The organism is Paractinoplanes atraurantiacus (assembly GCF_900215205.1).
Classification (GTDB): domain Bacteria; phylum Actinomycetota; class Actinomycetes; order Mycobacteriales; family Micromonosporaceae; genus Actinoplanes; species Actinoplanes atraurantiacus.
In genome coordinates, this window is record NZ_OBDY01000036.1 from 1 (window position 1) to 13774 (window position 13774).

Here is a 13774-nt window from a genome sequence, read left to right on the forward strand (position 1 = left end):
GAGCTGGTCGCCAACGAGCAACTGCCCGCGATGAGCAAGGACCCCCGCGTCGCGGCCGTGCTCGATCACCCGCTGCAGTCCGAAGAAGTCCTGGAGCAGCGCACCGGCGGCCTGCTGGTGCACCGCACCAAGGCCTCCGACCTGCGCATGGCCGCGGCCATGGAGCATCTGGTGGAGACTCCGGGCAAGCACGCGGTGACCACCGAGGGCCACCCGGACTGGCTGCGCACGACCGTGGCCTGCAAGCTCGAGCCCGGCCAGAAACTCCGCGTCGTCAAGATCGCCGCGTACGGCTGGTCTTCGCACCGCTCGCTGCCGGCCGTCCGTGACCAGGTCGGCGCCGCCCTGGCCAGCGCCCGTCTCGACGGCTGGGAGGGCCTGGTCGACGCCCAGCGCGAATATCTGGACGCGTTCTGGGACCACTCGGATGTGCGGGTCGAGGGTGACCCGGAGGTGCAGCAGGCGGTCCGGTTCGGCCTGTTCCACACCCTGCAGGCGGGTGCGCGGGCCGAGCAGCGCCCGATCGGCTCCAAGGGCCTGTCCGGCCCGGGTTATGACGGGCACACGTTCTGGGACGGCGAATCGTTCGTGCTCCCGGCGCTCACGTACACGCAGCCGTCGGCGGCGGCGGATGTGCTGCGGTGGCGGCATTCGACGCTGGATCTGGCCCGGGAGCGGGCACAGACCTTGGGTTTGCAAGGTGCGGCGTTCCCGTGGCGGACGATCCATGGCGAGGAGTGTTCGGCGTACTGGCCGGCGGGCACGGCGGGTTTCCATATCGGCGCCGACATCGCGGATGCGGTGCGCCGGTATGTGCAGGCCACCGGCGACTATGACTTCGAGCGTGAGTACGGCCTGGAGTTGCTGGTCGAGACGGCCCGGTTGTGGCGTTCGCTGGGTCATCACGACCGGCACGGCCGTTTCCACATCGACGGGGTGACCGGCCCGGACGAGTACACGGCCGTGGTCGACGACAACATCTACACCAACCTGATGGCGCAGCAGAATCTGCTGACGGCGGCGGACGCGGCCGGCCGTCACCCGGATCTGGCTCGCCGGCTGGGCGTGGACGACGAGGAGACGGCAAGTTGGCGGGATGCGGCGGCCTCGGTGCACATTCCGTACGACGAGGAGCTCGGTGTGCACCAGCAGTCAGAGGGCTTCACCCGGCTGCAGGAGTGGGACTTCGAGAACACCCCGTCCGAGGCGTACCCGCTGCTGCTCAACTACCCGTACTTCGACCTGTACCGCAAGCAGGTGGTCAAGCAGGCCGACCTGGTGATGGCGATGTACGTCCGTGGTGACGCGTTCACCCCGGAGGAGAAGGCGCGGAACTTCGCCTACTACGAGGCCCGGACGGTGCGGGACTCTTCGTTGTCGGCGTGTGTCCAGGCGGTGATGGCGGCCGAGACGGGTCATCTGGAGCTGGCGCACGACTATCTGGGCGAGGCCGCCCTGATGGATCTGCACGACCTGCACCAGAACTCGCGTGACGGCCTGCACATCGCTTCGCTGGCCGGGACGTGGATCTCGTTGGTGGCCGGGCTCGGCGGCATGCGCGACTTCAACGGCCAGCTGTCCTTCGCGCCGCGGTTGCCTTCGCGAATCGACGCGCTGGACTTCTCGATGCTGTGGAAGGGTTTGCGCCTGCGCGTGAGCGTGACGCCCGAGGAGGTCACGTACTCGCTGCGCAACGGTGGCGGCTCGGCCCGGCTGGTGCTGCTGCACAACGGCGAGGAGGTCGAGGTCACCCAGGTCAAGCCGGTGACCGTGCCCAACCCGCCGGCTACCGAGGCCGGCCCGGCACCGACTCAACCGGCCGGCCGCGCGCCCGTGCGGCGCGCGGCCGTCTCCCGTCAGCGGTAGCTGTAGGCGCGCAGGATGGTCTCCTTCGCCGTGTTGCCGGCCGAATCGGCCGCCGACGCCCGGAGGGACACGTATCCCGTGCCCTTCGGGTGGTGCAGCACCGCGGTGGCCTTCTCACCCAGGCGCAGCACGGGCAGGCGGTGCCAGGTCCTGCCGTCGTCGTACGACGCGTCGACGGTCAGCGATCGGGTCACCGCCCTGGCCGCGCCGACCTGGCGGTCCAGCGAGATCGGGATGGTGAAGAGCGTGGCGTCCGGCGCGGCGCCGGTCAGGTCCAGGCGCGGGGTGAACCGGATCGCCGTCATCGGCAGGGCGACCAGCTCGCCGTCGGCGACGTGGCCGGAGCGGAACGTCCACTCCGCGTCGACCACCGTGGAGCGGGTGAACTGCGGAGCGCTGCTGAACTTCGCGGTCATCCGGTAGTCGCCGGCCGCGGACGGAACGAACCAGGCCTGTTGCGGCTGGGAGCTTTGTGCGACCTGCCGGCCGTTGCGGTAGACCCGGACGTCGACCGCACCGTCGCGGGTGTGCCGGAAGCCCTCGTGGCCGGCGCCGTCACCGTGCAGCGGACCGGGGCCGCCCATCACGTCGCCGTCGTACCGGGTGGCGAACTGCTGCGCGAAGTCGGGCTGCGGGAAGACCGGGCCGATCACGCCGAGCGCCCAGTCCTCGCTGTACGAGCGGCCGGGCCGGAACGACCGCCAGTCGGCCTGGTAGTAGGTGTAGCCGGGCTGGGCACTGGTCGTACCCCAAAGGGTCTGCTGGTCCTGGTTGTAATAATCGACGACCGTGCGGGGGCCGTCGTAGAGGAAGCTCAGCGGCGAGCTCCGGTCCAGGTCGCTGCGGGTCACCGGGGAATTGCCGGGGACGCGGCCGACCGAGACCCGGGACACCTGCACGTCCGGCACGTCGACGCCGACCCGGGAGGTGACCTTGGCGAAGTCGCCCGGCCCGAGCGTTTTGGTCTTGCCGCTCATCATGCGGCCGCGCTCGTACAGATAGACGTGATAGACGGCCGGGCTGTTGTAGTTGGACTCGTGAGCCCAGGCGCCCGTCACGTACGAGACGTAGCCGCCGGCCTTGCCGCTGCCCACGACCGGGCCGGTCCGCAGGCGCGCGAAGTCGATGTTCATCAGGGTGCTGAAGGGGTCGTTGCTGCCCCAGATCTGCGGCTTCTCGGTCCGCATCGTCCAGCCGGCCTCGTTGTACGCCGGCACGGCCTTCCGATCGGCCACCTTGATCGCTACCGGCTTGGCCGGTTCGGTGTCCAGCGAGACGGTACGGTCCGCCGACATCACCAAGTTGGGGTCGTTCAGCGAGACGATGTCCGGGCTGTACGGGTCGCCGGTGATCCGGTACGACTGGAGGACGTACCGGCCCTGGCGGACCCGCACCTGGTCGGCCGCGCCGTCGTGGGCGAAGGCGAGGACCTCGTGCCGCTCGAGGTCGGTCAGCAGAGTGATCCAGTTGTTGTCGGCGCCGGTCGTGCGGAGCGTCAGCGTGAACCGGACGATGTCCAGCCCGACCGGAGTCACGACCCGGGTGGCGCCCGCAGTGGCGATCAGCTCGCCGCCCAGCGGCTCGTCGGCCAGGCCGGTGCCGGCCGGCGCCGTCACGGTGACCGCGCCGGTGCCGCCCGCGGGCACCGTGACCTTCGTCGTGCTGAGCTTGAAGAGCGGGTCCACGGCCAGGGTGAGCGTGACCGCCGAGGGCCCGCCGTTGCGGTAGGTCACGGTGCGGGTCTGCGCCGAGGAGGTGCGCTGGAAGGCGAGGCTGCCCGGAGCGGCCGTCACGGTCTGCGTGATGGCCCGGGCCACATCGGTCAAACCCGAGCCTTGGGCGTACGGGCCCTGGTCGCCCGCGGGCGCCGCCGACGCCGTCAGAGTGGCCTTGAGCTGAGCGGCCCGCCAGCCCGGGTGCTTCTGCGCGAGCAGCGCGACCGCGCCGGCCACGTGCGGCGTCGCCATCGAGGTGCCGTTGAGCTGCGTGTACGAGTCGGCGCCGTCGACCGGCGGGAACTGGCCGTCGGCCGAGCGGGCGGCGACGATGCCGACGCCGGGCGCGGTGATGTCCGGCTTCACCTCCGCGTCGGCCAGGCGCGGCCCCCGGCTGGAGAACTCGGCCAGGCTCTTGTCCTTGGCCACGGCGCCCACGGTCAGCGCGGCGTCGGCGCTGCCCGGAGAATTGATGGTGACGTCACCGCCCTCGCCACTGTTGCCGGCGGCGATCACGAAGAGCATCCCGGTACGGGCCGTGACCTCGTTGACGGCCGCCTCGAGCGGGTCGATCTCGGGGGTGTCCTCGCCGCCCAGGCTCAGGTTGGCGACGGTGGCGCCGCGCTCGGCGGCCCAGGCCATGCCGGCCAGGATCGCCGACTCGGGGCAGCCCTCGGTGAGGCACACTTTGGCGCTGAGCAGTTTCGCGCCCGGCGCGACCCCCTTGTAGCGGCCGCCCGAGGCGGCGCCGGTTCCGGCGATCGTCGAGGCGACGTGGGTGCCGTGGCCGGAACGGTCGGCGAGGTCGTCGCCGCCGGTGAAGTCGACCGCCTCGGCCACCTGACCGGCCAGGTCGGGGTGCGCGAGGTCGACGCCGGAGTCGAGCACGGCCACCTTGACGCCGGCCCCGGTGAGCCCGGCCTGCCAGGCGGCGGGCGCTCCGATCATCGGGACGCTGACGTCGAGGGCAGGCTGGCGCAGGCCGTCGAGCCAGACCTTGGAGACGCCCGAGCGGAGGGTGCCGGCGTCGGTCAGGCTCCGCCACAGGGTCGCGGGGGTCGAACGGTCCTGGGCGTACGCGGTGACCCCGGTGCCGGGCAGGGCGCGGGTGCGCGAGCCACCGGCCGGGGTGGCGGTTCCCTCGATCAGCAACGGCAGCGTCCGGCGGGTGTCGTCGTAGCCGAACTTCACCAGGGTGGAGACGTCGAACAATCGAGGGTCGAGCCGGCCCTGTGCCAGCAGCGGGGCGGCGTCGGCCGGGATGACCCGCACGTCGTCGCCGGCACCGGCGCTGAGGAACGGGATCTTCTCGCGCCCCGGCGCCGGGGTGACACCGACGGTGGTCTGGCCCTCGGTCTGGCCCAGGTGGACGGTGTCGCCGGTGATCAGGGTGATCGAACGGGAGCCGGCGGCCGTGGCCGGTGGCGTCGTCGCGGTGGCGGCGAACGCTCCGGCCGGGAAGGCGGCCCAAAGCGCCACCCCGGTCAGGGCGAGCGCCGACGTTATTCGAACCTTACGCATGGTTCTCCTTTACGCGAACACCGATCGGTGTTCCGGCGGAAATGTACGACACCGCGGGCGCATTTTTAATGTCGATAAGAATCTGTCAAGTATTTATCCACAGCACCCCGCTAACGTTCACGCTGGAATTTTCTTAATTGCTCTTCGCGAGGAACCGAATGACGTATTCCAGCCTGCGGGACCGGCGCGCACAGGCCCGCCGCCAGGAGCGGCTGGTGCTGGAGACGATCGTGTCCCGGGGTGCGAAGTCGGCGCCCGAGCTGGCCCGGGAACTGGAACTCTCCAGTTCCGCGGTCTACACGATCCTGGCCCGGCTGGAGTCGGCGCGACTCGTCGGCCGGGTGGTGGCACGGCCCTCCCGGCGCGCTTCGCGAGCGGTGCGGTACGACCTCGACCCCACCGCCGTCACCGTCGTCTCGGTGACGGTCTCGTGGGACAGCGTGGTCGCTGTTTGTGCCGACGCGGCCGGCGTTCATCGCGCCACGGTCACCCGCGGCCGAACGCCGGATCTGGAGACCGAGTTGTCCGACCTGGTCGACAAGGTGGTGGCGGACGCGGGGGCCGACCCGGCGCTGATCGACCGGATCATCATCGGGCTGCCGCGGTTCATCACCGCCTCGCACTCCGTCGAACGCTTGCGAGAGCGTTTCCCCGCCTCCACGCGGATCGAGGCCGGCTCGGCGTTCGCCTTCCGGGCGGCCGCCGAGGGGCGGTTCGGGGTCGCCCGCGACGCGCCCAGCTATCTGATGGTCGGCGCCGACCCGGACGTGGTCTTCGCGTCGGTCCCGGCCGGGCGGCGCGGCCAGGTCGAGGTGACCGGGCGCCGAGGTCTCCTGCCGGAGCTGGCGGCCGACCGGCCGGGCGCCGGCACCGGCAACCGCGTCGACGAGCTGGTCACGCTGGTCTCGTCGGTCGCGCTGGTGCTCGATCCGGCCGTGGTGGTCGTCGGCGCCGAGCTCGGCGGCGGTCGCGGCGCCGAGCTGGCGGCCACGCTCGCGGCCCGGCTGCGGGAACTGCCGGAGCCGCCGCTGGTGATGGTCAGCCGCCCGGCGCTGCCGGCCGCGGTCGAGGGCTCGGTGGCGACCGGGCTGGACAAGGCTCGTGACGACCTTCTGACCAGAATGACCGGACGGAGTGAGATATGAACGCCCCTGCATTTCCGCGCTGGATCTGGATCGCCGCCGGCGTGATCGTGGCCGCCTACGGCGTCGTGCTGGACCGGTTCCCGGACTACGCCCGCACCTATGGGACCACGCTCGTCATCCTCGCGACCGTCCTGGCGCTGGCCGGCACTCGCAGGTCCCGGCCCCGCGTTCGGCCGGACCGGGCGATCGTGATCGCGGGTGTGGCGGGAGCGCTGGTCCTGGTGGGCGGGATGCTGGCCGCCGGTGTCCTGCACGTGTCCCACGTGGCCCTGGCCATCGGCCTCGCCGGCGGCCTCCTGCTGGCCGTGGCCGGCCCGTGGTGGCAGCGCCGCGTTCTGGCCGGCCGATGAAGGACGGGCTCCGCCGACCGTCCACATAGGTAGGAAAGCCAAACGATCAAGGAGTTTGACTTGAGGTTCACACCGAAGGCCAAGACGGTGCTGGCCGGCGTCGCCGCCGCCGCACTCTGTAGCACCGCTGCGGTGACCGTGGCCGCCGGTCCGGCGGCCGCGGCGATGGGGAAGGGCCGGGTGCAGATCTGCTCCCAGGGCGACTTCGACTCGTGGCTGGAGTTCGTCGGCAGCACCAGTTACAACTCGACCTACGTCGCCAGCCCCGGCCAGTGCGTGAACGAGACGATTCCCCCGGGCACGTACAGTCTCTCGATCATCGGCCAGGCCAGGAAGGCCGGGGCGCTCCGCGGCTTCCTGGGCGCCACCCCCGCCAATCCGAACACGAACCCGGGCGTCAAGGTCTTCACGCGCGGGTCGTTCCCCAGGCCGACGCACACAGTGACCTCCTGACCGCCTGAGCCGGACACCTTCAAAGGAGCGAGGATGCGACTCGATCGGACCGCCCGGCGGGGTGTCACGGCCCTGGTGGCCCTGGTTCTGCTGGGAGCCGGTGTCGCCGCCTGCGGTTCGGGCGGCGCCGCCGGCGCGCTGGACGACTTCCTCACGGCGTGGAAGGGGCGCGACCTGACCAAGGCCGTGTTCGCCGATACCGCAGGGAAGCCGATCGAGGCGGCCACGGTGAACGCCGAACTCACCAAGGCCGCCGGTGACCTGCCGCTCGGCGCGCTGCGGATGATCCGGACCGGCGTCGTCACCGAGACCGGTGACGACGCCGAGGGCGCCATCACGATGGACTGGACTCTCCCCGGTGGCGTGCCATGGTCGTACGACAGCTCCGTCCGTCTCACCAGACGCGGCAACGACGGCTGGCGGGTGATCTGGGAGCCCGCGGTCCTGCACAAGGATCTGGGCGCCGGTGACAAGCTGGCGCTGCGCCGCGTGCCCGCCGCCCGGGGCCGGATCGTGGGCGCCGGGAACACGCCGCTCGTCGCCCCACGAGCCGTGGTCACCGTGACCGCCGACCCGGCCCGGTTCACCGAGACCGCGAAGCTGGTCGCGGTCTTCAAGAAGATCGGGGTGGACGTCGGGGCGCCGGTCGAGCCGGTCACGCTGCGCGGCGCCGACTTCTCGAAGATCGAGAAGGAGCTGCGGAAGCTGCCCGGACTCACCTTTTCGAAGAGTACGAGAGAGCTGGCGCCGACGCGCATGTTCGCCCGCGCCCTGCTCGGCACGGTCGACGAGGCCACCGCCGACGACCTCGCGGCGAATCCGGGCACCCTGGCCCGGGGCGATCAGGCCGGGCACGGTGGTCTGCAGGAGCGGTACGACACACGACTGCGCGGAACGGCCGCGCTCGCCGTGGAGATCGAGCACGCCGGTGGCGGGGAACCCGTACGGCTGCACCAGACCGAGCCCGTGGCCGGCGTACCCGTCCGGACCACGATCGACGTACGGGCGCAGACCGCGGCCGACGCCGCGACCGCGACCGAGAAACGGCCCAGCTCGCTCGTCGCCGTGCGGATCAGCGACTCGTCGGTGCTCGCAGTCAGCAACGGCCCGGACGGCGACGGCGACAACGTGGCGCTGACCGGGCAGGTGCCGCCCGGATCGACCTTCAAGATGGTCTCGGCCCTCGGCCTGCTGCAGAAGAAGGCGGTGACCGCGAACAGCGTCGTGGCCTGCCCCAAGGCCAAGGAGGCTGGGGGACAGGTCTTCGCCAACGCGCACGACATGGCCCTGGGCGACGTGCCCTTCCACGTCGACTTCGCCCAGTCCTGCAACACCGCCTTCGTCAACCTGGCCCCCAAACTCGGCGCCGACGGGCTTCACGCGGCCGCGGCCGCGGTCGGGCTCGGCGCTGACTGGGATCTGGGCGTGAAAGCGTTCAGCGGCCAGGCGTCGCCGGCCGGTGATCCGGCCGAGCTGGCCCAGGCCGCGTTCGGGCAGGGGCAGACCGCGGTCAGCCCGATCGCCATGGCCGCGGCGACGGCGGCGGTGGCCCGGGGCCGGTTCGTCCAGCCGAAACTGGTGCTCGACCCGGCGCCGGCCGAGCCCGCCGCCGACGGTGCCGCCCTCGCGCCGGACGCCGCCGGTGCGCTGCGCACGATGATGCGCGAGGTGGTGACCTCGGGCACGGGCAAGGCGCTGAAGAACGTCAAGGGCAAGCCCGTGTACGGCAAGACCGGCAGCGCCGAGTTCGACAACGCCTCCCCGCAGACGCACGCGTGGTTCGTCGGCTGGCAGGGCGACATCGCGTTCGCGGTGCTGGTGCAGAACGGCGGCGCCGGCGCGGAGACCGCCGTGCCGATCGTCCACCGCTTCCTGAGCGAGCTGAGCAAATGACGCCGCCCTTCGCCGGCGACTTGTTGCTGACCCTCGCGACCGACGGACGGCTGGTCCTGGACGAGGCCGAGGCGGACCGGGCCATCGCTCACCTGGAGCGGTCGCTGGCCACCGTACGGGCGCGGCTGGAGGGCTCGCGCGAGTGGGAAGCGGCGCTGGTCGGCCCGGGCGCCGAGGACATGCTGGACGGCGTCTTCGTCAGGCAGGTCGCGCCCGGTCTGCTCGAGAGGGCCGCCGTCGAACTACCGAAATACATCGAGGCGCTACGTACGTCGTCCCCGCCGGCCGACTTCGCGAGGGACGACGGAGACCTCGTTCGGGTGGTCGTACGGTCGGCCGACGTGCTGAGCCGGGAAGGGCTCGCCGGCTTCCTGGAGGCCGGCGGTGAGTTCGAGGTGCTGCAGGAGTCGAGCATGGCCGGCGCCGAGGTGATCGTCGTCTGCTGTGACCGGCTCACCTCCGGTGTGGTCGCGCTGCTCCGGCTGTCGGCCGCGCGCGCCGGCGTGCCGGTGGTCCTCGTGACCCGTGATCTCAGCGAGGACGAGTTGCTCGTCGCCCTCGAATGCCGGGTGGTCGCTGTTCTGCCGCTGGCCGCGGTCACCCCCGACCGGGTCGTGCGGAGCGTGCGGGCCGCGGCGTCAGGCGGCGGAGTCCTGTCACCCGAGCTCGTTCGCGCGCTCGGCAAGCACTTCGAACGGCTGCAATGCGAAGTGCTCGGGCCGTACGGGCCGAATGCGGCCACGCTGACCCCGCGCGAGGTCGACGTGCTGCGGTTGATGGCCGAAGGCTTCGACACCGGCGAGATCGCGGACGCCCTCGGCTATGCGGAGCGGACGGTCGACAACGTCGTCTTCAGCATGACCAGCCGGCTGAATCTGCGGAACCGGTCGCACGCGGTCGCCTACGCCCTGCGCCTCGGCGTCATCTGAAGCGAACCCGAGGCGGCACTGCTGCCGACGATGGCGGCGGCGCGCGGGCCGCCGTGCTCGGTGGCCATCCGGGCGGCGATCGCCCGCGCCCGCCGGGCCGGTCCTTCGCCGAGGAGCGGGCCGATCGCGGCCGTCAGGGCCTCGCGGCCGATGTCGGCGAAGCGGATGGTGGAGCCCACGCCGAGGCGGGTGACGGCCTGGCCCCACAGAGCCCGATCGCCGTAGTCGGCGCAGACGACGGTGGGCAGGCCGGCACCGACCGACGCGGCGGTGGAGCCGGCCCCGCCGTGGTGGACGGCGAGGCGGCAGCGGGGAAAGACCTTGTCGTGGTCGACGGAGCCGCGGAGCATGATCCGGTCGCCCAGGTCGGCGGCCTCCAGGCTGCTCCAGCCTGCGTTGAGCAGCACCCGGCAGCCCAGCCGGGCGGCCGTCGCGCGGACCTCCTCGACCAGGCGCGTGCCGTCGAGGAAAGGCTGGCTGCCGAAGCCGATGTAGAGGGGCGGGTCGCCGTCGTCGAGCCAGCGGTCCAGTTCCGGGTCGCTGCGGTCGCTGCGGATCAGGGCCCGCTGGTCGGGGGTCATCCGCAGCGGGCCGATCAGCGGCCGCCGGTCGTCCCAGTTCGCGAGTTCCGGGGTCAGGAACCGGCTGTAAGCCTGGAGCTCCACCGACCCGGAACGCGCGAGCCGGTACGCGGCCGGCTCGTCGACGGCCGGGAGGCCGAGCCCGGTACGGAGCACGTTCACGTCGGCCTTGTTGTGCCGCCACTGCGTCCGCTCGAACGCGCGATGGGTGAGCCGGGTGAGCGGGGCCGGCAGCCGGCGCGCGGTGACGAACGGCGACGCGTAGGCATTGTTCGTCCGGGCCGGGAAGTAGTGCAGGGCCACGAACGGCACACCGAGCCACTCGGCCAGCGAGGACCCCTCCTCCTCGACCAGGCGGGTGGCCACGATGACGTCGGCGCCCTCGACGGCGGCGGTCAGGTCGGCGTGCACGGCCGGGGCGATCTCGTGCTTCTTGGTGATCAGCAGCCGTACGTAGGCGCGGCTGTTGCCCGCGGCCAGGAACTGTTGGCCTTCCGGCGACTCCAGGAACTCGCGGGCGTTGACGCTCACCGGCCGGGCGTCGACGCCGGCCTCGATGGCGAACGCCAGAAGGTCGACCGGCACCGCCATGGACACCTCGTGCCCGCGCACCCGCAATTGCCGGGCCAGAGCCAGGGCCGGTTCCACGTCGCCACGGGTGCCTACGGCCAGGATTACCACGCGCATGTTCGCCAGTGAATCAGCGGCCACTGAACAGACTCTTACCTGCGTGAAGCCGGCCACAATTCCGGCCGGCGTTGAAGAATCGCTGTCTCCTCTCTTCATGCCAACGCTTTCCCGGATGTCGTCGTGGGCCTGTCGGCGCCGAAAGGATGGTCACCGACAAAGCAACCGAACAAAGAGCCATGGGAGTACGTCATGCGTGGTACCGATTCTCTCCGAGCCGGCGTCCTTGCCGCCGCGGCCGCGGGGCTCTTGCTGACCTCGGCCTGCGGCGCCGACAACGCCGCGGCGCCCACGTCCGCTCCGTCCGCGCCGGCGTCGAGCCCGGTCGACCTGGCCGGCGACGTGACCGCCCTGCCCGACCCGGCCACCCCCGCGACGACCGCTCCCGCGACGACCGCCCCCACCCGTACGTCCGCCGCGAGCCGCACGGCCACCACGGCCTCCGCCAGCCCGCGTGGTGGCGTGTTCAGCGGCACCCGGCAGGTCTTCCTGCTGCCCAAGAACAGCGAGGCGACAGTCGGCGTGGTCACCGGCAACAAGCTGGGCCTGTCGTCCTCGTTCGGTGACAAGGACCTCTTCGTGATCGTTCCGTCCGGCGACCGGTTTTCGATCAAGACCGCGAAGCTGCGCGTGGGCGGCGAGCCGCTGTGCGTGTCGGCCAAGGTGGGCCCCGGCGGCGCGCCGGCCCTGATCCACCTCGTGGGCTGCGACGCGGCCGCACCGAGCCAGAAGTTCCGGTTCCGGGAGACCGGCGAGTCGAACGGCAAGCCCACCTACACGATCTACACCGGCGCCGACACGTTCATCGTGCAGGACCCGACCGGTGAGATCGCCGGCCTGGGCACCGGCGTGATCGCGGCGACCATCGGCGAGGGCACGGCCGACATCGACACGCCGTTCGTGCTGGCCGACAAGGGCAAGGCCTCCCTGCCCGCCCTCGACTGAAGCGGCGACTCACTGTTTCTCCAGAGCCGATCGCTAGCGTCCGCCTTCATGAAAAAGCGTGTAGCCCTCAAGGGCGTGTTGGGATCGCTGTTGGCCGTGGTGGCCTCGTCGGCGGTGGTGTCGTCGCCGGCGCAGGCCGCGCCGTACAAGTGCGGCACCAACGGCGCCGAGGTCTGCTTCTACAGCAACCCCAACCTGCAGGGTACGGTCGCCGTCCCGGGCCGGCTCAAGACCGGGGACGTGTGGAAGCGATACATGGACGACTTCAACGGTTGGACCTTCTACAACGGCGACGGGCTCAACGACGCCGTCTCGTCGGTGTGGAACCGTACGCCCTATCACCTCGCCATCTACGAGCACCGTGAGCTCAACAGCGGCCGGAGCGGCGGCATGCTCATGGTCCCTCCCGGTGAGCGGGTGAACGTCATCAACGGCCTTGTGGGCCTTTACGACAACACCGCCTCCTCCGCCCGGCTGTTCCCTTACTGATCGGCTACGCCGTGCTCAGGGCCCGCGAGCCCTGAGCACGGCGCCAGAGGACGATCGGCGCCGCCGCGAAGAGCAGGCTCGCCAGGCCCAGCAGGGTGATCGCCGCGCCGGCGCCCAGCGACTGGGCCATCAGCCCGGCCAGCAGGGCGCCGGCGCCGTGCGAGGCGCCGTTGGTGGAGGCGGCGATGCCCATGCCCCGGGCGCGCTGATCGTCGGGCAGCAACTGGGCGAAGGTCGACACCGAGATGACGATCAGGACCGCCCACATCGCGCCGCTCAGCCCGGCGAACAACATGATGAGGTACGGGTTGTCCAGGGCGGCGACGGCAAGTAGAGGCAGACCCGGGGCCACGCAGGCGATCGGGAACGCCACCGGGTAGTGCGCCGCGGTGACGAACCGGGCGAACAGCGGCAGGATCGCGACCGAGAACAGTCCGGCCGATGCCATGAACAAACCGGTCCACCGTGGATCGAGGCCGCGTTCGGCCACGAGGGCCACGGCGAGCGCCTCGGGTGCGATGAAGAACAGCGCCGAGAACGTCATCAGGTATACCGCCCGCAGCGCCGGCGTGCGCCCGATCAGGCGGAACGTGGGCGCGACGGTCCGGGCGGCGTCACCGGCTCCAGCGGCCGGCCGGCGCCGGACGAAGGCCGTGACGATCAGGGCCGCCAGCGCGAAGGTGCCGCTGTCGACGAGCAGGCACGTGGACGGCGTGAAGGCGGTGGCCAGCAGCCCACCGGAGGTGAATCCGGCGAGCATGGCGCCCTGGTTCAGCGATTGCCGTACGGCCATGCCGGCCCCGTACTGCTCCTGCGGCAGGATGTCGCGGAGCATGGCGAGACGAGCCGCCTGGTAGGGCCCGCTCAGGAAGGCCGACGTGGCCACCAGGGCGCACAGCACCGGCAATGGCGCGCCGGGAATCGCCATGACGAGCAGGAGCACGGCCCGGGCGACGTCGATCGCGATCAGGATCTCGCGGCGGGGCCGCCGATCCGCGACGGGCGACAGCAGGAGGCTGCCGGCCACGGTCGGGAGATAGGTCAGCGCGTACGTGAGTCCGCTGAGCGCCGCCGATCCGGTGCGCCCGAAGACCAGCAGGGCCAGCGCCACCCGGGACAGTTGGTCGCCCAGCACGGACAGGACCTCGGTCAGCGCGACGGCACGAAATTCCGGGTTCCGCAGCAGCAGTCTCATGGAGG

At 71.4% G+C, this 13774-nt stretch carries 11 protein-coding genes; 8 read left to right on the top strand and 3 right to left on the bottom strand.

Annotation, left to right across the window (positions count from 1 at the left end; genetic code table 11):
* The coding region (locus CRP55_RS45150) for a glycoside hydrolase family 65 protein (RefSeq protein WP_097328264.1) at positions 1-1866 on the top strand (1866 nt) is incomplete at its 5' end.
* On the opposite strand, the gene CRP55_RS45155 is transcribed toward CRP55_RS45150, so the two are convergent.
* A complete protein-coding gene (locus tag CRP55_RS45155) occupies positions 1857-5102 on the bottom strand; it encodes a S8 family serine peptidase (protein ID WP_097328265.1) in 3246 nt (1081 codons plus the stop codon). The two genes, CRP55_RS45150 and CRP55_RS45155, sit on opposite strands and share 10 nt — an antisense overlap.
* Before the next feature lie 158 nt (positions 5103-5260).
* Here CRP55_RS45155 and CRP55_RS45160 point away from each other — a divergent pair, with 158 nt between their 5' ends.
* The 5 genes from CRP55_RS45160 (at position 5261) to CRP55_RS45180 (ending at position 9872) form a co-directional block, all read left to right on the top strand.
* Positions 5261-6247, top strand: coding sequence for a helix-turn-helix domain-containing protein (locus CRP55_RS45160; protein ID WP_097328266.1), 987 nt, complete (start codon positions 5261-5263; stop codon positions 6245-6247).
* Positions 6244-6597, top strand: coding sequence for a hypothetical protein (locus tag CRP55_RS45165; protein WP_097328267.1), 354 nt, complete (start codon positions 6244-6246; stop codon positions 6595-6597). The genes CRP55_RS45160 and CRP55_RS45165 overlap by 4 nt, the downstream gene beginning before the upstream one ends.
* 60 nt (positions 6598-6657) lie before the next feature.
* Positions 6658-7050 carry a hypothetical protein gene (locus CRP55_RS45170; RefSeq protein ID WP_097328268.1) on the top strand — a complete coding sequence of 131 codons (393 nt, stop codon included), beginning with the start codon at positions 6658-6660 and terminating at the stop codon, positions 7048-7050.
* Between the two features lie 33 nt (positions 7051-7083).
* A complete protein-coding gene (locus CRP55_RS45175) occupies positions 7084-8943 on the top strand; it encodes a penicillin-binding transpeptidase domain-containing protein (protein WP_097328269.1) in 1860 nt (619 codons plus the stop codon).
* Between the two features lie 320 nt (positions 8944-9263).
* Positions 9264-9872 carry a helix-turn-helix transcriptional regulator gene (locus CRP55_RS45180; RefSeq protein WP_245923772.1) on the top strand — a complete coding sequence of 203 codons (609 nt, stop codon included), beginning with the start codon at positions 9264-9266 and terminating at the stop codon, positions 9870-9872.
* Here the strand turns inward: CRP55_RS45180 and CRP55_RS45185 are convergent.
* Entirely contained in the window at positions 9845-11140 is a 1296-nt protein-coding gene (locus CRP55_RS45185) for a glycosyltransferase (protein ID WP_179855622.1), read from the bottom strand. The genes CRP55_RS45180 and CRP55_RS45185 overlap by 28 nt on opposite strands.
* 192 nt (positions 11141-11332) lie before the next feature.
* Here CRP55_RS45185 and CRP55_RS45190 point away from each other — a divergent pair, with 192 nt between their 5' ends.
* Positions 11333-12085, top strand: coding sequence for a hypothetical protein (locus CRP55_RS45190; protein WP_097328271.1), 753 nt, complete (start codon positions 11333-11335; stop codon positions 12083-12085).
* Between the two features lie 48 nt (positions 12086-12133).
* Complete coding sequence (locus tag CRP55_RS45195) at positions 12134-12574, top strand: peptidase inhibitor family I36 protein (protein ID WP_097328272.1); 441 nt, start codon at positions 12134-12136, stop codon at positions 12572-12574.
* A 4-nt stretch (positions 12575-12578) separates the two neighbouring features.
* Here CRP55_RS45195 and CRP55_RS45200 read toward each other — a convergent pair whose 3' ends face one another.
* Positions 12579-13769, bottom strand: a complete 1191-nt coding sequence (locus tag CRP55_RS45200) for an MFS transporter (protein ID WP_179855623.1) — start codon at positions 13767-13769, stop codon at positions 12579-12581.
* Positions 13770-13774: the final 5 nt, after the last annotated feature.

Bases quoted from the DNA above. Each gene is read 5' to 3' on its own strand.
- CRP55_RS45155 (WP_097328265.1), bottom strand. From the start codon at position 5,102: ATGCGTAAGGTTCGAATAACGTCGGCGCTCGCCCTGACCGGGGTGGCG.
- CRP55_RS45160 (WP_097328266.1), top strand. From the start codon at position 5,261: ATGACGTATTCCAGCCTGCGGGACCGGCGCGCACAGGCCCGCCGCCAG.
- CRP55_RS45165 (WP_097328267.1), top strand. From the start codon at position 6,244: ATGAACGCCCCTGCATTTCCGCGCTGGATCTGGATCGCCGCCGGCGTG.
- CRP55_RS45175 (WP_097328269.1), top strand. From the start codon at position 7,084: ATGCGACTCGATCGGACCGCCCGGCGGGGTGTCACGGCCCTGGTGGCC.
- CRP55_RS45185 (WP_179855622.1), bottom strand. From the start codon at position 11,140: ATGCGCGTGGTAATCCTGGCCGTAGGCACCCGTGGCGACGTGGAACCG.
- CRP55_RS45190 (WP_097328271.1), top strand. From the start codon at position 11,333: ATGCGTGGTACCGATTCTCTCCGAGCCGGCGTCCTTGCCGCCGCGGCC.
- CRP55_RS45195 (WP_097328272.1), top strand. From the start codon at position 12,134: ATGAAAAAGCGTGTAGCCCTCAAGGGCGTGTTGGGATCGCTGTTGGCC.
- CRP55_RS45200 (WP_179855623.1), bottom strand. From the start codon at position 13,769: ATGAGACTGCTGCTGCGGAACCCGGAATTTCGTGCCGTCGCGCTGACC.